Source organism: Bacteroides sp. RCH18 (genome assembly GCF_058231005.1).
This window is the reverse complement of the sequence record NZ_JBIPTC010000001.1, coordinates 2,684,873-2,705,216: the sequence shown is the minus strand read 5'-3', so window position 1 is coordinate 2,705,216 and position 20,344 is coordinate 2,684,873. Positions and strand designations below refer to the sequence as shown.

The following is a 20,344-nucleotide window of genomic DNA, read 5'->3' as shown; positions in this document are numbered from 1 at the left end:
AAAAAGATGAAGAATAAGAAACTGGAAGCCAATCTGAGTATGGCTGTATCAAAAATATTCAGCGGTTTGAATATGAATGCCCTGAAGTATCTGCTTCCCCTATGGATGAGCCCGTTGACAGGTGCGACGCTTCGTTGCACCTTTGCCGCCGCTGCATTCTGGGTGATCGGATGGTTCATGCCGCCGGAAAAGTCCTCCGCCAAAGACAAATGGCTGCTTTTCCTGTTAGGGGCATTCGGGCTGTACGGCTTTATGTTTCTTTATCTGGCGGGTCTGAGTAAAACGACTCCTGTATCCAGTTCCATATTTACCAGTCTGCAGCCTATCTGGGTGTTTCTGATTATGATTTTCTTTTATAAGGAGAAGGCGACATGGAAGAAAATTCTCGGAATCTCCATCGGACTGGTCGGTGCACTGGTCTGCATCTTGACCCAACAGAGCGATGATTTGGCCTCCGATGCTTTCGTGGGGAATATGCTTTGCCTGATCAGTTCCATCGTTTATGCTGTCTATCTGATTCTGAGTCAGCGTATCCTTTCATCTATCGGGGCGATGACTATGTTGAGATATACATTTTCCGGTGCGGCGGTCTCCGCTATTATCGTGACATTTATTACGGGATTCGATGCGCCGGTGTTTTCTATGCCGTTCCATTGGACACCTTTCCTGATACTGATGTTTGTACTCATATTTCCGACGACGATCAGCTATATGCTGCTTCCGGTCGGTCTGAAGTATCTGAAAACAACAGTCGTTGCAATCTACGGTTATCTGATTCTGATTGTTGCGACCATTGCTTCTCTGGCTCTCGGACAGGACCGTTTTAGCTGGACGCAGACGTGTGCCATCATTTTTATTTGTATCGGCGTTTATCTGGTTGAGGTAGCCGAAAGCAAAGACAAGTCGCCGGACCCCTTGAAGAAATAATCATATATAATGTATGATATGAAAAAAAGCGGGCGCCCTTCTCAGGGTGCCCGCTCGCTTATGTCGTCATCATGTTTTATAGAGAGGAGTTGATTGCTTGCGCAATGGATTTAAATTCTTCATCCGATAATTTCAGCTTCGGATTGGAGAACAACATATCCGATTCCTTCTGAATAGGAATTAAGTGGATATGGGCATGCGGTACTTCCAGGCCGATAACCGCTTCGCCTACCTTTTTACAAGGGAAGGCTTTTTCGATGGCACGGGCTATCTTCTTTGCGAATACATGCATTGCTGCGAGGTCTTCGTCACTTAAATCGAAGATGTAGTCTACTTCCTGTTTGGGGACTACCAGCGTATGTCCCTTTACCAATGGATTGATATCAAGAAAAGCAAAAAACTGGTCGTTCTCCGCTATCTTGTAGCAAGGAATTTCGCCTGCGATGATTCTACTGAATATTGTTGCCATAATCTTTGATAGATAAAAGAAGGCAAGCCTCACACGGAGACCTGCCTTTCTGTTAAATTGATATGTTTACTACTTCTAATGCAATTTTACCCTGTGGTACGGTAATTTCTGCAATATCACCTACTTTCTTGCCAAGCAGACCTTGTGCAATCGGGGTGTTTACGGAAATCTTGCCTTCTTTCAGGTTAGCTTCGCTTTCGGAAACGATGGTATAAGTCATCTTCATGCCATTCTTGACGTTCTTCAGCTCCACTTTGTTCAGAATCTGTACAGAGTCTGTCTTTAGTTTGGACTCGTCGATGATCTTGGCATCTGCAATGACCGTTTTCAATTTGTTGATGCGCATTTCAAGCATCCCCTGTGCTTCTTTGGCTGCATCATATTCTGCATTTTCCGACAAGTCGCCTTTATCCCTTGCTTCGGCTATAGCCGCAGAGATTTTGGGGCGTTCCACTGTTTCCAGTTCCTTTAATTCTGCCATTAACTTTTTGTAACCTTCTTCTGACATATAAGCCATGATGTTTTTCCTCCTTTTATTTAAAATGGTCATATAAACAAAAAAGAATTCCAACATGGCACATGTTGGAACCCTCTCTTCAATTATTTCTCTGCAAAGATAGACTTTTAAGTGATATCTGTCAAGTGAAAAATGATGCTGTGTAACATATTTAAATGAAATATGCTAAATTATAACAACTTAGAGTAATGACTTGACGGATGCTTCGAGGTCTTTGATGTCTTCGCCGCGAAGCTTCAGTTCGTTGTTCCGGTTGATCAGGAAGATGGATGGAACCTGACGAACATTATATACAGCTACGTTGGTCGAGTAGACACCGTTGCCGTCACGTACGCAAACCCAGGGCAGGTTGCCTGCTGCGGTTTTCCAGTAGTGCTCGTCTGCGTCGAGAGATACCTGGTAGATTTCCAGCCCATCCTTTGCATATTTATTATATAGTTCGCGAAGCATCATATTGTGAGGCGCTCCTGCCGGTGACTGGAATACGGAGAAATCCAGCAGCACTACTTTCCCTTTCAGGTCGGTCAGTTTGCGGGTATTTCCTTTCACGTCACGCAGGGCGATGTCGATAATACCGGTCTCGATGATCTTGTCCTGTGGAATTTCCAGAGACTTGCTTTGTGGCTGACGGGTATTCTTCATCCCTTTGATTACGATATTATATAGATTTTTTGAACGTACGGCATCCGGATATGTATTGTTGAGGCTGGTAGCGACGGCTGCAAAACATTTTACGTCGTCCTTGTTGTTCAGCGGATCGAAGATCAGATAGTCATTCAGTTTCTGGAACAGGGCGAAGTAAGCGGCTGCCGTGTTGGGAGCTGCGAATATATAATTCACTTTGACGTCCTCCTTATAGTTCTTCAGCAGTGTTGCGAGGTTCTCTTCAAACGTATCGTGTCCCAGTTTGTTGGCACGCAGCGCATTCAGTTGTTCGTCCACATTCTTTTGAAGATTGATTTGTTTCAGCGTCAGTTCCTTTATCTTGCTGCTGTTTTCAGATCCTTCTACCGTGTAGGCAGTAGAGAAATCAACGTACGGAGCATTAATCTGTAACGTTTCGATAGAATCCACAGAAAAGTTGATGACTTTGTTGTCTACCCGCAAGCGATAAAACTCGGGTGATTCGGGGCGGGGTTGTTTAAACTTGAATGTACCTTCTCCTTTCAATTTAACCGAATCAAGCGGAACAATACCTTCCAGACCGGAAGCTTCGAGATAAAGCATTTTCCCGTCGGCCCCTGATATGTCTCCGTTCACTTCAAACTCAGGACCGGAACTACAAGCTGTAATGGTAAGTGCGGCAAGCGCTACAAAAGTTATCTTTTTCATATCTCGTGTGTTTTTTAAGAGTTGCAAATATACGTCTTTTCGAGATTACTCAAAGCTTTTTGCCTGCTTCTTCACCTCTATTTTGCAAAAAAAACATATAGCCTCTAACTTTTTAGCTCATTTCCACCTGATTACAACGAGAAATGTATATCTTTGCAGGAATTTTGAAAGAAAAGTATAGATAAAACAATTTTTATGATTAACCCAATTGTTAAGACGATCGAGTTACCTGATGGAAGAACCATCACACTCGAGACGGGAAAGTTGGCAAAACAGGCAGACGGTTCTGTAATGCTACGCATGGGAAACACCATGTTATTAGCTACTGTTTGTGCCGCTAAAGATGCAGTTCCCGGAACAGATTTCATGCCTTTGCAGGTAGAGTATAAAGAAAAATTTGCGGCATTCGGCCGTTTTCCTGGTGGCTTCACCAAGAGAGAAGGTAGAGCTTCCGATTATGAGATTTTGACTTGCCGTCTCGTTGACCGCGCTCTCCGCCCATTATTCCCTGATAATTATCACGCAGAAGTATATGTAAATATCATCCTTTTCTCTGCTGACGGTGTAGATATGCCGGACGCATTGGCCGGATTGGCAGCTTCTGCAGCACTCGCTGTTTCAGATATTCCTTTCAACGGACCGATCTCAGAAGTACGTGTAGCACGTATCGACGGTCAGTTTGTAATCAATCCTACTTTTGACCAACTGGAAAAAGCTGATATGGATCTGATGGTTGCCGCTACTTATGATAACATCATGATGGTAGAAGGCGAAATGCACGAAGTATCCGAAGCTGAACTGCTGGAAGCAATGAAGGTAGCTCACGAAGCTATCAAAGTGCATTGCAAGGCTCAGATGGAGCTGACTGAAGAAGTAGGCAAGACAGTGAAACGTGAATATAACCATGAAGTAAACGATGAAGAATTGCGTAAGGCAGTTCGTGAGGCTTGTTATGACAAGGCTTATGCAGTAGCTGCTTCCGGAAATAACAACAAGCATGAACGTTTCGATGCTTTTGATGCTATCCGCGAAGAGTTCAAGGCTCAGTTCTCTGAAGAAGAACTCGAAGAAAAAGCTCCGCTGATCGACCGTTACTATCATGATGTAGAAAAAGAAGCGATGCGTCGTTCAATCCTTGACGAAGGCAAGCGTCTGGATGGTCGTAAGACTACTGAAATCCGCCCGATCTGGTGTGAGGTTGGTCCTCTGCCCGGTCCTCACGGGTCTGCTATTTTCACTCGTGGTGAAACTCAGTCTCTGACTTCTGTCACTCTGGGTACGAAGCTCGACGAAAAGATTATCGACAATGTATTGGAACACGGAAAAGAACGTTTCCTGCTGCACTATAACTTCCCTCCTTTCTCTACAGGCGAAGCAAAAGCTCAACGTGGAGTAGGCCGTCGTGAAATCGGTCACGGTCACTTGGCTTGGCGTGCCTTGAAAGGACAGATTCCTGCTGACTATCCGTACGTAGTACGTGTTGTTTCGGAAATCCTCGAATCTAACGGTTCTTCTTCTATGGCTACCGTATGTGCCGGAACACTGGCATTGATGGATGCCGGTGTGAAGATCAAGAAGCCGGTATCGGGTATTGCTATGGGACTGATCAAGAATCCGGGTGAAGAAAAATATGCTGTATTGTCTGACATCCTCGGTGACGAAGACCACCTCGGAGATATGGACTTCAAGGTAACCGGAACAAGAGACGGTATCACTGCTACTCAGATGGATATCAAGGTAGACGGTCTGTCTTACGAAATTCTGGAACGTGCTTTGAACCAAGCTAAAGAAGGACGTATGCACATCCTTGACAAGATCACCGAGACAATCGCTGAACCGCGTGTTGACCTGAAAGATCATGCTCCTCGCATTGAAACAATGACTATTCCTAAAGAATTTATCGGAGCTGTAATCGGCCCTGGTGGAAAAATCATTCAGGGTATGCAGGAAGAAACCGGTGCTGTTATCACTATCGAAGAAACAGACGGTATGGGACGCATCGAAGTTTCCGGAACCAACAAGAAGTGTATTGATGATGCAATGCGCATGATCAAAGCAATCGTTGCTGTTCCTGAAATAGGCGAAGTATACAAAGGTAAAGTTCGCTCTATCATGCCTTACGGTGCATTCATCGAATTCCTGCCGGGTAAAGACGGTTTGCTGCACATTTCCGAGATCGACTGGAAACGTCTGGAAACAGTGGAAGAAGCCGGAATCAAGGAAGGTGATGAGATCGAAGTGAAACTGATCGACATCGATCCGAAGACAGGAAAATTCAAACTTTCAAGAAAAGTATTGATGCCAAGACCGGAAAAGAAGTAAAAAAGCAGATAGCTTTTAGATAATGTAATAGCCCGATTACTCAGTATTCGGGCTATTTTTTTTGTCTGTTTTTTTGCTTTTCTGCGAAAATATGTGTTCTTTTGTACGAACTAATGAAAATACCTGTAAATCTTATGCGTGATGCACAGAACGAACAATATATCTTCAATTCAACTTTTTTCTGAATTCTTTCATGAGAATCAGGAGAAGTTTTTGTCGTTTGCCTATTCTTATATAAGAGACAGGCAGGAGGCGGAAGATATATTGATGGAGTCAATGATTACTCTGTGGGAAAACAGGGATAAGTGGGAAGAAGATTCCAATCTGCACGGTCTGCTGCTGACGATCATCAAAAACAAAGCGCTCAACTACCTGGCACATCTGCAAGTGCGCCTTCGTGCCGAAGAAGAAATAAATAGCCATAGCCAGCGGGAACTGGACCTGCGAATCTCTACACTGGAAGCCTGCGAACCGGATGCGATCTTTGATTCGGAAATACAGCATATCGTGCAGAAAGCGTTGAAACGTATGCCGAACCAAAGCCGGCAGATTTTTATATTGAGCCGTTATCAAAATACTCCGAACAAGAAGATAGCGGAACAACTCGGCATTTCCGTCAAAAGTGTGGAGTTCCACATCACCAAAGCATTGAAAATTCTGCGTACCGAACTGAAAGATTACCTGGTTTCTATTCTTTTTTAAAAATAATCGCATTTTTCGTTAGGGTTGTTCAGAGCTGACCTGTTTTATATATAGAAGGGGGAGAAAAAGCCTTTCTATAAATATAAATAGGAAAAGACAACATCTATGAACCAGGATTTACTACATAAATATTTTAAGGGCGAGACTTCTGTTGACGAAGAAAAACGCATTCTTAACTGGGTGGACGAATCGGAGGAAAACCGGAAGACATTGCAGAAAGAACGTATGCTGTTTGACATCGCCCTTTTTACTGACTCTAAGAGAAAAACGAGAGAGAAAGCAGGCGCGGGCGCTCGCATCATTCCCATGTTAAGGTGGAGTGCCCGTATAGCTGCTGCTGTAATCGTAGCTGTCAGTTGCGGACTTCTGATTAATGAATACCGGTATGATAAATTGGCACAGTTGCAGACGGTCACTGTTCCTGCCGGTCAACGGGCACAGATTACGCTGGCGGACGGAACCAAAGTCTGGCTGAATTCTGAATCGACGCTGAGTTACAGATCTGACTTCGGGCGCCGCGACAGAGATGTGGAACTGGACGGAGAGGCTTACTTCGAAGTAGCGAAGAATAAGGAGATACCTTTCTACGTAAATACGGAGACCAATCAGGTCAGAGTGGTAGGTACTCATTTCAACGTCTGCGCATATAAAGGAAGCAATGAATTTGAGACTACCTTGGTAGAGGGCATCGTTGATATCTACGCTTATGACAATGAACATCCGCTGACCCGTCTGACTAAGAATGAGTTCTTCGGCTCCTATCAGGGAAAATATAAAAAAGCCGTTCTGCCTTCTTATGATTATCTGCGCTGGCGGGAAGGACTGTATTGCTTCGACGATTCTCCTTTCAGTTGCATCCTCACCAAGCTGGAGAAATATTATAATGTGAAGATCACCATAGAGAATCCGAAAGTGCTGAATTATCGCTGTACGGGCAAGTTCAAGGAACAGGACGGTATCGAGCACATTCTCAAGGTTATCCAGAAAGATCACCCGTTTACTTATTCGATCAGTGAGGAAGGAGACAGCATCCGGATAGAATAAAGCCGGAATAAAAATTAAGATGAATAACTGAGCTCAATGATATACACCTTAAATTAGTACTAACCCTTTAAAAACATAATGATTATGAATAACAGTCAATAAATATACCCCTTACCGAAAAAGAATCGGAAAGTACCCCCATACTTCCCGATTCGAAACAGTCAAAAATCGACCTTAATCAATTTATTAACTTAACACGTTGCAAAGATATGAGAAAAATTTCTTTGAAAGGGCTTTTTTGCCCAAAAAGTTTAGAATCTAAGCAAATAATACTGACTATGAAGATCACATTATTCCTTCTTCTGTTCGTAACATTCCAGGCTTATTGTGAGAATGGATACTCTCAGAGTGCTAAAATAAGCATTCCGCGTTCGACTCTGAAAGTAAGCGAATTGCTTACCCAGATTGAGTCTCAGACCGACTATTTGTTTGTCTACAATAAAAAAAGTGTCGATACCAAGCGGGTAGTTAATGTAGATGCTACCAATCAGCCGGTATCCGAAATACTCGATAAGGCTTTTGAAGGAACAGGTATCCATTATGTGGTGGAAGGCAATAATATTGTGCTGACCAAGAACGTAACGGAGCATGCATCCACACAGCAACAGAAACAAATTACGGTGAAAGGTGTCGTGACCGACATGAGAGGCGAGCCTATCATTGGCGCCAGTGTCGTGGAAAAAGGTACGACGAATGGTACAATCACCGATTTGGATGGCAACTTTACTTTGAAAGTGCCAAGCGACGCTATCATTAATATCACCTATGTAGGTTACCAACCGCAGAGCCTCTCTGTCAGCGGACAAACCACTTTCAAGATCAAGATGGAAGAAGAGTCGATGGCACTGGAGCAGGTAGTGGTAACTGCTATGGGTATCAAGAAAAAAGCCGCCTCGCTGACTTATTCTACCCAACAGCTCGGAGGCGACGAACTGACCCGTGCCAAAGACCCTAACATGATTGCCGCCCTTGCCGGAAAATCGGCAGGTGTGCAGATCAGCAAGAGTGCTTCCGGTCTGGGAGGTTCGGCCAAAGTATCTATCCGTGGTACCCGCTCGGCCAACGAAGACGGAAATAACCAGCCGTTGTATGTGATTGACGGTGTGCCTATGCTCAATAGCACCACAGAATCCGTATCTACTGTTATGGGTGGTAAGAATGACGGTGTCAACCGTGACGCGGGTGACGGTATCTCCAATCTGAATCCGGATGATATTGAAAGCATGAGTATTCTGAAAGGTGCCTCTGCTGCTGCATTGTACGGTTCGCAGGCAGCCAACGGTGTGATTCTTATTACGACTAAAAAAGGTAAAGCGGGAGTTCAGAGAATTACTTACTCATCCGGTCTGACGGTTGATCATGCGATCAGTTTGCCGGAATTTCAAAATAGTTATGGAGCGAAAGCTGGTTCAAGCTGGGGCGAAAAGGAAAATGTGAAGGACTATGATAATGCCGGAAACTGGTTCAGCAATGGAGTGACCGCTATCAACTCGGTTTCTGTGATGACCGGTAATGAGAAATTGCAGACTTACTTCTCTTATGCCAACACGACCGCCAAAGGTATTGTCGACTCCAACAAGTTGCGTAAGCACAATCTGACTTTGCGTGAGAGTGCTTCTCTTTTCAATGACCGTCTGAAACTGGACGCCAATGCTAACCTGATGGTGCAGACTATTAAAAACTCTCCTACTTCCGGAGGTATCTACCTTAATCCGTTGGTGGACGTTTATGGTTTCCCGCGCGGACAGGACCTGAGCGAATATGCCACTAATTTCGAAAAGTTCGATGAGAATCGTAATATGCCTGTACAGAGCTGGTTTACCACTCCGAGCGAATGGACACAAAACCCATATTGGGTAAAGAACCGTATCTTGAATAACAATAAGCGCTACCGTGCATTGGCCTCCCTGACTGCCAATCTGAAAGCAACCGACTGGCTCAACCTGCAAGCTCGTGGAAATGTGGATTACGTCAGCGATAAGTTTGACCAGAAAATGTATGCGAGCACTTCTCCTGCCATTGTAGGAAATAACGGCCGCTATGTATATGCCGACACACAGAACTTCCTGATTTATGGTGACGTGATGGCTATGTTCAACAAGCATTTCGGCGATTTCTCCGTGAATGCCGCTTTGGGTGGTAGTATTAATGTGCAGACCGAGAATTCATTGACATTGGATTCCAAGACAGCTTCTTTGTACAAACCCAACTTGTTCACTGTTCCCAATATTGTAATGAACACCAGTGCTTCTGCCGAGCAGGTGATTGACCGCAGACGTACGATTCAATCCGTATTCGCAACAGCACAGGTAGGATGGAAAGACGCATTGTTCCTCGACTTGACAGCACGTAATGACTGGTCGTCCACGTTGTCACATACCAATAGTATGGATAAAGGATTCTTCTATCCTTCTGTAGGTCTTTCCTGGGTGATCAACGAAAGCTTTAAATTACCGCAATGGATTTCTTTCGGAAAGATTCGCGGATCATGGGCGCAGGTAGGTAACGACTTACCGATTGGTATTACCGATTTGTCCGATATCATCGGAGCCGGAGGAAAGTTGCAGGCAGTAGACGTATATAACAGAGGTGACCTGAAACCGGAAATCAGTAACTCTATTGAATTTGGTCTGGAATGGAGACTGTTCAACAGCCGTGTTGATTTTGATTTTACTTACTACAAGACAGATACTAAGAATCAGTTGCTGAAAGTTCCGACCAGTGCGGGTGAAGATTATGCATACCGTTATATCAATGCAGGTAAGATTCGCAACAAAGGATTTGAAATCACATTGGGAGCTACTCCGGTGCTGACCGAAGATTTCCGTTGGAAAACGACTTTCAATTATTCACAAAACCGTAATAAGGTAGTCGAACTGGCTCCGAATTATACTTCCTTCGTATATGGTGACCCGGGTTTCTCTATGGCATATATGATGCAGATTAAAGAAGGCGGCTCTTTGGGAGACATCTATGGAAATACGTTCGCACGTGACGAACAAGGTAAGATTAAGGTATCCGATGAAGGCAAACCTATTTCAGAGTCAGGTAATAAAACATATCTGGGAAATTGCAATCCGGACTTCCTGTTGAGTTGGGCTAATACCTTCACTTATAAAGGTTTCTCTCTGTATTTCCTGATCGATATGCGCAAAGGCGGTGATGTCATGTCTCTGACACAAGCTACATTGGACGGCAGAGGCGTAACGAAGGCTACGGCTGAAGCACGTGACAGAGGTTATGTGGAAGTTGACGGAACAAGATTTGAGAATGTAGAAGGTTTCTATTCAGTAGTAGGTGACCGTAACGGTATTTCCGAGCGTTATATGTACAGTGCGACCAATATACGTTTACGCGAATTATCTCTGAGCTATTCGTTCCCGTCTACTTTGCTGGCCAAGACTAAGGTATTCACTGGTATCGATGTATCATTGGTGGGACGTAACCTGTTCTTCTTCTACAAAGATGCTCCTTTCGATCCGGATGCTATCTTGTCTGTAGGTAACACTAATCAGGGAGTTGATGTATTCGGTATGCCGACAACCCGTAACATTGGTTTCAACGTTAAATTTACATTCTAACTTTAAAGCAAGCGAATTATGAAAAAAAATCTATATATAGCGAATCTGTTAGTAGCCGGACTGATGACATTTACCGGATGTACGGATGGTTTTGAATCAGATAATGCCAATAAAGCCGGATATACGCCTGAACTTCAGGAATATGATCTTCAGAAATATGTGCTGAACCTCGGAGTCATGCAACAGGGTATTTACTTTAATTACGATTGGGGAAAAGGTACCGACTGGACTTTCCAGACTATACAGAATCTGGGTCATGATATGTTTGCCGGATATTTTCACGATATGAACAACAGTTTCAATGACAAGAACTCTGTATATGCTTTGAATGACGGCTGGACAGGCTCGGCATGGACATATACTTATGGATATATAATGACCGCCGCTCAGAAATCGGAGAAGATCAATCAGGAACAGAAAGGTTTGCTGGGAGTGACCAAAATCCTGAAAGTCGAGTTGATGCACCGTATAGCTGATACTTATGGCCCTATTGTCTACACTAAATTCGGACAGGAAGAGGGTGATAATGTCGATAGTCAGGAAGCCGCTTACCGTCAGTTCTTCAAAGATTTGGACGAAGGAGTCAAACTGATCAACGAATATAAGAAAGCCAATGCCGCTCTCGAACCTTTTGCTGCTGCCGATATTCTGATGCCCGCAGGCAAACGTACACTGTCACAGTGGGTGAAGTTTGCAAACTCTCTCCGCTTGCGGCTTGCAATCCGTGTATCGATGAGTGCTCCTGATCTGGCGAGAGCAGAAGTTGCCAAAGCGATGGATGCAACTGCCGGTGGCGTGTTGGAGAGTGCGGATGAAACAGTTGCTGTTTCTACCGAAAGCGGTTATAAGAATCCGCTGGGAACAGTCAATGAAGGCTGGGGAGAAGTATTCATGGGTGCTACGATGGAGTCTGTTTTGGTAGGATATAATGATCCGCGACTGATTAAGTATTACTCGAAAGCGGAAGGTGGTGATATAAAAGACGAAAAGGGTAATTTGATTATTGCCGAAAGAAATAAGATTGCCGGTACTTATAAAGGTGTTCCCCAAGGAACAGGAGTTACTGTAAAAGACGAGAACCGTTACCGTCTGCATTCCAAGAGTACGATTACCAAACAGACCGATGCTATCTTGATGACTGCTGCCGAAGTATGGTTCCTTCGTGCTGAGGCTGCCTTGCGTGGATTTACTTCCGAAAATGTGAAAGACTGCTACGAGAAAGGTATTACGGTTTCCTGTCAGCAATGGGGAGTGAATGTAGGTGATTATCTCACAAGTGATGCTACTCCTTCCGATTATGTCGATGCCTTCGAAGCAAAATATGATGTGAAAGCGCTGATTAAAGTGACTCCGAAGTGGGATGGAGGTGCTTCTCCGGAAGAGCAACTGGAAAGGATCCTTACACAGAAGTGGATTGCTTGTTATCCTGAAGGCTATGAGGCTTGGACAGAACAACGCCGTACAGGTTATCCGCAGTTGTTCAAAGTCTTTGTGAACAATAGTGGTGGAGCTATCGATACTGACATACGTATTCGTCGCTTGCCATATCCGTCAGACATTCAAAAAAACAATCCTACTCAATATTCTGCTTTGAAGAAAGCTTTGGGAGGTGAAGATAACGGTGGAACTCGCCTCTGGTGGGATACTGGTAGAAATTTCTAGAGGTTTATAAATATTAGGTGTAACTTTTTTTAATTCAAACTTGTTTTCTCCGTGTATTAGGCAAAAAGTAGAGGAGAAAGATTGTGGGGGAGTGAAGTCAAGGGGGGCTTCGCTCCCTTTTTTTTAATAAGTTTTTATGGGAGTTATAGAAAAAGCATTATAGTCATGGTTATATTCTTCAGTTTATTATTTTCTTCCATCATCAGATTCCTGAAAACTGCAAAGGAATGAACTAAACAGTAGTACACAATAGTAACTCCATTCTCCTCCTTCCCGAAGGAGGAGAATGGAAGATAGAACCGACTATCATTTAGCTCAAAACAGTGTGGAAATGAGCTATACAGTGTGGACATGAACATAAACTCTATAACATTACCGATAGAACTCTATGTAGTTAGATCTCAATGACTTATAGTTTCCTGTCATTTCTTGTAATGGAAACTGTCGTTTCCCGGTGAGGGAACGGGCGTTCCTTTTAATGGAAACGACCGTTCCTTTTAAAGGGAACTGGCGTTTCCTCCGAGGAAACCAACGCTTGCCCCATATGATACTGATACTTGAATTATATGGACTAACAATTTAGCGTATAACTGATTCGAATATGAAGCTTTCCGCTGTTTGGAGTTGATGTCTTTATTTTAAAAGGGACGACCCCTTCCTTATAAAAAAGAAAGAGGCCGTGGGGATAAAAAAAGACTGGTGGGGTATTTATATATAGATTAGGATTTATTGTTTTTGCTTAGATGTTGGGTGAATATCTCTTCTGACTGATATTCTTCTGCTATCTGTTTTATTCTTTCATCAGTTTGATCTAATATGTAATTTAGTTCTGTTTCGTCGAAACAATCTCCTAAGTGTATGGGAGTATGTAGTAAATCTGAATTCTGATTTGTTTCTGTTGCTAATTGTTGTCTATGAACTGTGACTTCAATTTCTCCCTTTTCATCTGTAGTGAAAAGTAAGTTGTATTTTTCTATCAGGGCAATGAATTCTTTTAAGAACTTGTATTCTATTTCGGTTAATACTTTTATCATATTTGTTCGTTTGGTGTTTATTTTATACTTGGCAAAGTTCTAATTTCTTTTTGAACTTTAGAATGAAAGCAATATGATTTTTATTCCATTTGCTAAGTTGGAATATTCCTTTTATTCATATTACCACATCTATTCGTTTTTTTCGTATATTTGCTTCGAACGAAACTTTTCATTTGTATATTTGTTGGATTTTAAAAAGAAAAAAGAATCATGGAAGCAGAAGAATTAACTGTTGGGAGAGTTCATCATGGACATAACATACGTCGTTTTCGTATAGAAAAGAATATGAATCAGGAGGTTTTAAGCCAATTAGTACATTTATCACAATCAGCAGTATCTAAATATGAGCAGATGAGAGTGATTGATGATGAAATGTTACACCGCTTTTCACGGGCATTGGGAGTCCCTTTCGAGTATCTGAAGAGTTTGGAAGAGGATGCGCAGACGGTGGTGTTTGAAAATAATACGGTGAATGATTCGGAACAATATACAGGTGGAGCAAAGATTAGTTTGGGTACAGTTAAGTCTTATACAGAAGATAGTGACAATAGTGTTGATAATAGAGTGAATAACTTTAATCCTATCGAAAAAATCACTGAACTCTACGAACGTCTGCTGAAAGAGAAGGATGAAAAGTACGCAGCACTGGAACGTCGTTTGCAAAATATAGAGCAGAGCTTGCAGAAATAAAGAACAAATATAATGAAAGGAATCGTGATATGATGAAACAAATACCCTATGGATTGACGGACTTTGCCCGAATTCAAAAGGACAATTATTACTATGTAGATAAGACCATGTTCATCGAGAGAATCGAGATGCAACCGGCTTATCTTTTCCTGATTCGTCCTCGTCGGTTTGGAAAGAGTTTGACTTTGGCTATGTTGGAGGCTTATTACGATGTAGTATATGCTAATGACTTTGATGAGCTATTCGGGCATCTTTATATAGGTCAACATCCAACCCCGAAGCATAATCGTTATCTCATTATGCGGTTCAACTTTTCGGAAGTAAGTTCTAATGTCAATGAAGTAGAGCGATCATTTAAATTGCATTGCTGTAGTAAGCTTAGGGATTTTGTGTTCAAATATGAAGATCTTTTGGGAAAAGAAATTTGGGATGTTCTCGATGAAGAGATACAGCAAGATCCGGGTGCTTTTTTATCAGCTATCAATTCTTATGCTTCCCGTAAAGGAAATCTCCCTATTTATCTCCTTATTGATGAATATGATAATTTTACGAATACGATTCTTTCGACCTATGGTACAGAGTATTATCAAAAGGCGACTCATGGTGAAGGCTTTGTCCGTGGATTCTTTAATGTGATAAAGGCTGCTACCACCGGTACGGGGTCCGCTCTTCAGCGTATGTTTATCACAGGAGTGAGTCCTGTCACGATGGATGACGTCACCAGTGGTTTTAATATCGGAACCAATATTACGACTGATCCTTGGTTTAATGATTTAGTAGGTTTCAGTGAAGCGGAACTGCGTGAAATGCTTACTTATTATAAAGAACAGGGAGTGCTCATGCAAACGGTAGATGAGACAATTGTCATGATGAAACCCAACTATGACAATTACTGCTTTAGTAGAAGTAGATTAGCAGATTGTATGTTTAACTCCGATATGGTGCTTTACTTTATGAAATCTTTTGTATTGCATGGAGAAAAGCCTGATGAAATTGTAGACCCCAACATTCGTACTGACTTTAATAAATTAGCTTACTTGATTCGTCTTGACCACGGATTGGGGGAGAACTTCTCTGTTATTAAAGAAATAGCCGAGCAGGGAGAAATAACTACGGACATTGCTACACACTTTTCCGCATTGGAAATGACGGATGTATGCAATTTCAAGTCTTTGTTATTCTATTTCGGACTTCTTTCTATTAAAGGAGTCGATATGGTGGGAAGACCCATTCTGCATGTCCCGAATCTGGTGGTCAGAGAACAGCTTTTTAGCTTTTTGATCCAAGGATATATCAAACATGATATTTTCAAGATTGATATGAACCGGATGACGATGTTATTTGAGAATATGGCTTTCAGAGGAGACTGGAAACCGTTGTTTAATTTTATAGCAGAGGCTATCCGTGAGCAAAGCCGTATTCGCGAATATATAGAGGGCGAAGCACATATTAAGGGCTTTTTGTTGGCTTATTTAGGTATGTACCGTTATTATCAACTGTATCCGGAATACGAACTGAATAAAGGTTTTGCCGACTTCCTTTTCAAACCTAGTCCGTCGGTTCCTGTAATGCCGCCATTAACTTATCTGCTCGAAGTGAAGTATGCAAAGGCTGGCGCTTCGGAGAAAGAAATAAGGGCACTTGCCGATGAGGCGCGGGAGCAGTTACTTCGTTACAGCCAGGATGAATTGGTAGCGGAGGCAAAAGCGAAAGGCGGACTAAAACTAATTACGATAGTATGGTGTAGTTGGGAACTTGTGCTACTGGAAGAAGTACTTTAGATTCCTACTGCCTTTATCCCCTTCAAGTAGTTCCAGCATTAGTTTCAAGCGAATGAAACTTTCAGTGAGAGCAAACGTTTGCTCTCACTCTGCTACCACAGTTGCTCCCATTGCTGTAACCCTCATGAATAAAGGGATATAGATAAACTGTTAGAGCATGAGAGCAAAACTGCTATCAAATCACTGTGGAGGCTATATAATGTATCTGCCCGAATCATTTATACTGTACACGAAGAAACAGTAACAATTGAGGTGATTGCCGTGCGGAGCTAAGAGCCTTACAGGTAAAAATAGGAATGGCTACGTTTGTTATTTATAGATTTGTACAGGAAGTTCCCCTCTTAATGCCCCTAAAGCATTAAATGCTAATGACTCCATTTCCCCTTCACCGGGATAGACATGTATAGGGGCTAAGAAAGAGATTCTTTTCTTCAATCTTGAAATGATATAGTCCGAATAAGCAATACCTCCTGTCAGCAGAATGGCATCTACTTTCCCGCAGAGTACGGTGGCGGCTCCGCCAATGGCTTTCGCAACATTATATATCATGGCATCCAGTATCAGTTCAGCTTTTTTGTCACCTTCTTCTATGGCTTTGATAATGGCGGGAACATCGGTAGTGCCCAGATGGGCCGTCAGTCCGGCACGTCCGGAGATACGCTTCTTTAATTCATCTTTCGTGAACTGTCCGCTATAACAAATATCGATCAACTGACCGGCAGGAAGGGTGCCAGCCCTTTCCGGCGAGAAAGGCCCTTCGCCGTCTAAAGCATTATTGGCGTCAATGGCTTTGCCATGCTGATGAACGGCTATAGAGATACCGCCACCTAAGTGACAGATTATCAAGTCCAGTTCTTCATATTTCGTTCCCTGCTCTTTTGCGAAGCGGCGGGCGATTGCTTTCTGATTCAAGGCGTGCCAGATGGTGATCTTAGGCATCAGCGGAGAACCCGAAATACGCGCTACATCTTCCAGTTCATCCACCACTCCCGGGTCTGCGATGAAAGCCGGGCAATCAGGAAGGGAAGCGGCCAGTTCGGCTGCAATCAGTCCGCCTAAGTTGCAGGCATGGGTACGCATGGCGTGCAAAGTATCTTGCTTCATGGCTTCGTTGACTGCGTAGACTCCTCCCGGAATGGGTTTGACGAGGCCGCCGCGTCCGATGACAGCATCGAATGCAAAGGGTATTCCATTTGCCTCTAATTCCTGAAGAACCAGATTCTTCCGAAATTCAAACTGGTCTATCACCTGCGGATAAACGGATAATTCTTCGACCGTATGCTTGATGTTACGGACGAGCAACGGAGTTTCGTTCTCGTAGACTGCTATCTTCGTAGAAGTGGAGCCGGGGTTGATGACCAGAATCTTCATATCTTTGGAGTTATAAGGTTTGAATTATGATTAACGGTTCAGGTTGAGCTTCTCTCTGCATTCGCAGCCGGCCACTTGCAGGCAGGCCATTGCGATGCTGTAATATTTCGATAAGCCGGAATCACTGCGGGAAGGGAGCACCACCGGACAGATAGGCCCTTGCAACAATCCCGCCATATCCGCATTGGCAAACAGGGAGACGGACTTGTAGAACGCATTTCCCGATTCTATATTGGGGAAAATCAGCACATCCGCCTGTCCGTTGATAGGCGAAACAATTCCTTTGATGTCCCCGCTCGCCTGCTCACAGGCAGTGCGTACATCCAGCGGACCGTCGATGATTACATTTCCGAATTCTCCCGCTTCGGCAAGCTCCACGATGTTTACATAATCCAGCGAATGCGGGAATTTGGCGCTCACTTTCTCGGTACAGTGTATCAGTGCAACGCGAGGCTGCTCGATACCGAAATGGCGGCAAGTGCAGATGGCATACCAGATCATTTCAATCCGTTGTTGCAGCGTGGGGCGTGGAATCACTGCGGCATCGGAGAAGAACAGCAGTTTATGGTAAGTCGGAATCTCCATCACCGCCAAGTGCGTGAGGATTTTCCCTTTGGGTAGCAGTCCTTTCTCTTTGTCAAGGATGGCGTGCAGCAGATTGTCCGTGTTGATGATACCTTTCATTAAAATATCCGCTCCCCCTTCACGCACGATGCGGACAGCTTCACGTGCCGCTTCGTCCGAATCTTCGATGTGAATGGTCTTCACGTAGTCGGGATATTGCTTCAAGGCAGGATATTTTTCCAGAATAGCCGAATCCCCGATCATGAGAAACTCTGCAATTCCTTCTTCCAAAGCACGGGTAATGGCATATTCCGTATTAGGGTCGTTGGCGCAGACTACGGCAATTCGTTTCCTACGATTCTGTTGTTTAAGATGGGCTGTTAGCTGGGCAAAGTTCTGAATAGGTTCCATAACGTTAGATTTTTAGCAAATATCAGAAAAATCATTGAGAAAATAATACTCATAACCCGAAAACTTACGCCTGTTATGTAACATTTTGTTATATTTTAGTTGTTTTAGTGTGTAGATATACACCGAACCGTTTTTTCCTGTATTTTTGCAAATGAATCCCCCTTAAACTTTAAAACAAAATGAAACAGTTCAGAAATCTATTATTTATTAGCACATTACTCCTTTGTTGGGTACTCGTTTCCTGCAAAACGACAAGAGTTTCTTCCTCCGGCTGGTCGCTGGTATGGGAAGAGAATTTTAATCAGAAAAAAGGCTTTGACCCGCAGGTTTGGAGCAAGATTCCGCGAGGGAAGGCCGACTGGAATAATTATATGACGGACTTTGATTCCTGCTTTGCCATGCGCAAAGGCAAGTTGGTGTTAAGAGGCATTGCCAATCAGACGCTGCCCAATGATACGGCACCTTATCTGACAGGAGGCGTTTATACCAAAGGTAAAAAGGCATTCCTTGACGGACGCATCGAGATATGCGCCAAGCTGAATGCCGCAAAAGGAGCATGGCCGGCTATCTGGCTGTTGCCCGAAAATGCCAAATGGCCGTCGGGAGGCGAAATAGATGTGATGGAGCGTCTGAATGACGACTCTATCGCTTATCAGACAGTTCATTCTCATTATACGTACACTTTGGGCATCAAGGATCATCCCAAGTCACACTCCACAGGAGTCATCCATCCCGATCGCTATAACGTTTTCGCTGTAGAAATGTATCCGGACAGTCTTTCGTTCTATGTCAACGACATACATACGTTTACTTATCCCCGCATACAGACGCAGAAGGAGGGACAATTCCCGTTCGACCAGCCGTTTTATCTGCTGATCGATATGCAGTTGGGCGGTTCGTGGGTCGGAGCAGTCGATCCCAAAGACCTTCCGGTAGAAATGGAAGTGGACTGGGTGCGTTTTTATCAGCGAAAGTCACTCAAATAAAACATTAAATATGAATATTCAACTTCCTTCTTTTTTACAGAAAGGTGACAAAGTAGTGATTGTGTCACCTTCCAGCAAGATAGACAAAGAGTTTCTGAAACGTGCGAAGAAACGGCTTGAATCATGGGGATTGAAAGTCTCTGTGGGGAAATATGCCGGCGGTTCTTCCGGACGTTATGCTGGAACAATCCGGCAACGTCTGCAAGACTTGCAGAGTGCGATGGATGATCCCAAGGTGAAAGCTATTCTTTGCAGCAGAGGAGGATACGGGGCCGTGCATCTGGTGGACAAGATTGACTTCACCGCCTTTCGTGAACATCCGAAGTGGTTGCTGGGATTCAGCGACATCACTGCCTTGCATAATTTATTTCAGAAGAATGGATATGCCTCCCTGCATTCGCTGATGGCGCGTCATCTGACCGTGGAACCGGAGGAAGACCCTTGCGTGGCCTATCTGAAAGATATTCTCTTCGGCAATCTGCCCGTTTATACTTGCGAAAAGCATAAGTTGAACAGGCAAGGTACGGCCGAAGGTATCCTGCGTGGCGGAAATATGGCGGTAGCTTACGGGCTGCGCGGCACTCCTTATGATATTCCTGCCGAAGGAACTATCCTGTTTCTCGAAGATGTCAGTGAACGTCCTCATGCGATTGAGCGCATGATGTACAATCTGAAACTGGGCGGTGTGCTTGAAAAACTGTCCGGACTCATTATCGGTCAATTTACCGAATACGAAGAAGACTGTTCGTTGGGTAAGGAGCTGTATCCCGCTCTGGCCGATTTGGTGAAAGAATATGACTATCCGGTTTGTTTTAATTTTCCGGTAGGTCATGTGACGCATAATTTGCCGCTTATCAATGGCGCGAAAGTGGAATTGACCGTTGGAAAGAAAAATGTGGAGTTAAAGTTTATTTGTTAATAATCCATTCTATCTGAACGATACTGTGGTGA

General features: G+C 43.6%; 16 protein-coding genes. 10 read left to right on the top strand and 6 right to left on the bottom strand.

The window, feature by feature from the left end:
- Positions 1-6: 6 nt before the first annotated feature.
- Positions 7-927, top strand: a complete 921-nt coding sequence (locus tag ACHLI0_RS10750) for a DMT family transporter (RefSeq protein WP_008765200.1) — start codon at positions 7-9, stop codon at positions 925-927.
- Positions 928-1,003: 76 nt separating this feature from the next.
- Here ACHLI0_RS10750 and ACHLI0_RS10745 read toward each other — a convergent pair whose 3' ends face one another.
- The 3 genes from ACHLI0_RS10745 to ACHLI0_RS10735 form a co-directional block, all read right to left on the bottom strand.
- On the bottom strand, positions 1,004-1,396 hold the full coding sequence (locus tag ACHLI0_RS10745; protein ID WP_074859205.1) for an HIT family protein: 393 nt from the start codon (positions 1,394-1,396) through the stop codon (positions 1,004-1,006).
- A 52-nt stretch (positions 1,397-1,448) separates the two neighbouring features.
- Positions 1,449-1,913: a transcription elongation factor GreA gene (greA, locus tag ACHLI0_RS10740; protein WP_008765198.1), complete on the bottom strand. Its 465-nt coding sequence runs from the start codon at positions 1,911-1,913 to the stop codon at positions 1,449-1,451.
- A gap of 180 nt (positions 1,914-2,093) precedes the next feature.
- Positions 2,094-3,245: a TlpA disulfide reductase family protein gene (locus ACHLI0_RS10735; RefSeq protein WP_008763566.1), complete on the bottom strand. Its 1,152-nt coding sequence runs from the start codon at positions 3,243-3,245 to the stop codon at positions 2,094-2,096.
- Between the two features lie 195 nt (positions 3,246-3,440).
- Between ACHLI0_RS10735 and pnp the strand changes: the two genes are divergently transcribed.
- The 5 genes from pnp (at position 3,441) to ACHLI0_RS10710 (ending at position 12,556) form a co-directional block, all read left to right on the top strand.
- Positions 3,441-5,567: a polyribonucleotide nucleotidyltransferase gene (gene pnp, locus ACHLI0_RS10730; RefSeq protein ID WP_490749138.1), complete on the top strand. Its 2,127-nt coding sequence runs from the start codon at positions 3,441-3,443 to the stop codon at positions 5,565-5,567.
- A 141-nt stretch (positions 5,568-5,708) separates the two neighbouring features.
- Complete coding sequence (locus ACHLI0_RS10725; RefSeq protein WP_490749136.1) at positions 5,709-6,269, top strand: RNA polymerase sigma-70 factor; 561 nt, start codon at positions 5,709-5,711, stop codon at positions 6,267-6,269.
- A gap of 105 nt (positions 6,270-6,374) precedes the next feature.
- Entirely contained in the window at positions 6,375-7,313 is a 939-nt protein-coding gene (locus ACHLI0_RS10720) for a FecR family protein (protein WP_490749135.1), read from the top strand.
- 209 nt (positions 7,314-7,522) lie between these two features.
- The gene (locus ACHLI0_RS10715) at positions 7,523-10,894 is read left to right on the top strand and encodes a TonB-dependent receptor (RefSeq protein WP_490749134.1); all 3,372 of its coding nucleotides are present in this window, start codon (positions 7,523-7,525) and stop codon (positions 10,892-10,894) included.
- A gap of 18 nt (positions 10,895-10,912) precedes the next feature.
- A complete protein-coding gene (locus tag ACHLI0_RS10710; RefSeq protein ID WP_055230034.1) occupies positions 10,913-12,556 on the top strand; it encodes a SusD/RagB family nutrient-binding outer membrane lipoprotein in 1,644 nt (547 codons plus the stop codon).
- Between the two features lie 719 nt (positions 12,557-13,275).
- Here ACHLI0_RS10710 and ACHLI0_RS10705 read toward each other — a convergent pair.
- Positions 13,276-13,590: a hypothetical protein gene (locus ACHLI0_RS10705; RefSeq protein WP_055300412.1), complete on the bottom strand. Its 315-nt coding sequence runs from the start codon at positions 13,588-13,590 to the stop codon at positions 13,276-13,278.
- A 210-nt stretch (positions 13,591-13,800) separates the two neighbouring features.
- Between ACHLI0_RS10705 and ACHLI0_RS10700 the strand changes: the two genes are divergently transcribed.
- Positions 13,801-14,280: a helix-turn-helix domain-containing protein gene (locus ACHLI0_RS10700; RefSeq protein WP_048691870.1), complete on the top strand. Its 480-nt coding sequence runs from the start codon at positions 13,801-13,803 to the stop codon at positions 14,278-14,280.
- A 29-nt stretch (positions 14,281-14,309) separates the two neighbouring features.
- A complete protein-coding gene (locus ACHLI0_RS10695; protein WP_490749131.1) occupies positions 14,310-16,061 on the top strand; it encodes an ATP-binding protein in 1,752 nt (583 codons plus the stop codon).
- 309 nt (positions 16,062-16,370) lie between these two features.
- Here ACHLI0_RS10695 and buk read toward each other — a convergent pair whose 3' ends face one another.
- Positions 16,371-17,432 carry a butyrate kinase gene (gene buk, locus ACHLI0_RS10690; RefSeq protein ID WP_008765189.1) on the bottom strand — a complete coding sequence of 354 codons (1,062 nt, stop codon included), beginning with the start codon at positions 17,430-17,432 and terminating at the stop codon, positions 16,371-16,373.
- A gap of 30 nt (positions 17,433-17,462) precedes the next feature.
- Entirely contained in the window at positions 17,463-18,407 is a 945-nt protein-coding gene (locus ACHLI0_RS10685) for a phosphate acyltransferase (RefSeq protein ID WP_008763574.1), read from the bottom strand.
- Positions 18,408-18,586: 179 nt separating this feature from the next.
- Here ACHLI0_RS10685 and ACHLI0_RS10680 point away from each other — a divergent pair, with 179 nt between their 5' ends.
- The gene (locus ACHLI0_RS10680) at positions 18,587-19,393 is read left to right on the top strand and encodes a glycoside hydrolase family 16 protein (protein ID WP_008763575.1); all 807 of its coding nucleotides are present in this window, start codon (positions 18,587-18,589) and stop codon (positions 19,391-19,393) included.
- Between the two features lie 10 nt (positions 19,394-19,403).
- On the top strand, positions 19,404-20,312 hold the full coding sequence (locus tag ACHLI0_RS10675; protein WP_061473111.1) for a S66 peptidase family protein: 909 nt from the start codon (positions 19,404-19,406) through the stop codon (positions 20,310-20,312).
- Positions 20,313-20,344 lie beyond the last annotated feature (32 nt).

Bases quoted from the DNA above. Each gene is read 5' to 3' on its own strand.
- ACHLI0_RS10680 (WP_008763575.1), top strand. From the start codon at position 18,587: ATGAAACAGTTCAGAAATCTATTATTTATTAGCACATTACTCCTTTGT.
- ACHLI0_RS10720 (WP_490749135.1), top strand. From the start codon at position 6,375: ATGAACCAGGATTTACTACATAAATATTTTAAGGGCGAGACTTCTGTT.
- ACHLI0_RS10725 (WP_490749136.1), top strand. From the start codon at position 5,709: ATGCACAGAACGAACAATATATCTTCAATTCAACTTTTTTCTGAATTC.
- ACHLI0_RS10705 (WP_055300412.1), bottom strand. From the start codon at position 13,590: ATGATAAAAGTATTAACCGAAATAGAATACAAGTTCTTAAAAGAATTC.
- ACHLI0_RS10695 (WP_490749131.1), top strand. From the start codon at position 14,310: ATGATGAAACAAATACCCTATGGATTGACGGACTTTGCCCGAATTCAA.
- ACHLI0_RS10715 (WP_490749134.1), top strand. From the start codon at position 7,523: ATGAGAAAAATTTCTTTGAAAGGGCTTTTTTGCCCAAAAAGTTTAGAA.
- ACHLI0_RS10735 (WP_008763566.1), bottom strand. From the start codon at position 3,245: ATGAAAAAGATAACTTTTGTAGCGCTTGCCGCACTTACCATTACAGCT.
- buk (WP_008765189.1), bottom strand. From the start codon at position 17,432: ATGAAGATTCTGGTCATCAACCCCGGCTCCACTTCTACGAAGATAGCA.
- ACHLI0_RS10685 (WP_008763574.1), bottom strand. From the start codon at position 18,407: ATGGAACCTATTCAGAACTTTGCCCAGCTAACAGCCCATCTTAAACAA.
- ACHLI0_RS10750 (WP_008765200.1), top strand. From the start codon at position 7: ATGAAGAATAAGAAACTGGAAGCCAATCTGAGTATGGCTGTATCAAAA.
- ACHLI0_RS10700 (WP_048691870.1), top strand. From the start codon at position 13,801: ATGGAAGCAGAAGAATTAACTGTTGGGAGAGTTCATCATGGACATAAC.
- greA (WP_008765198.1), bottom strand. From the start codon at position 1,913: ATGGCTTATATGTCAGAAGAAGGTTACAAAAAGTTAATGGCAGAATTA.
- ACHLI0_RS10745 (WP_074859205.1), bottom strand. From the start codon at position 1,396: ATGGCAACAATATTCAGTAGAATCATCGCAGGCGAAATTCCTTGCTAC.
- pnp (WP_490749138.1), top strand. From the start codon at position 3,441: ATGATTAACCCAATTGTTAAGACGATCGAGTTACCTGATGGAAGAACC.
- ACHLI0_RS10710 (WP_055230034.1), top strand. From the start codon at position 10,913: ATGAAAAAAAATCTATATATAGCGAATCTGTTAGTAGCCGGACTGATG.
- ACHLI0_RS10675 (WP_061473111.1), top strand. From the start codon at position 19,404: ATGAATATTCAACTTCCTTCTTTTTTACAGAAAGGTGACAAAGTAGTG.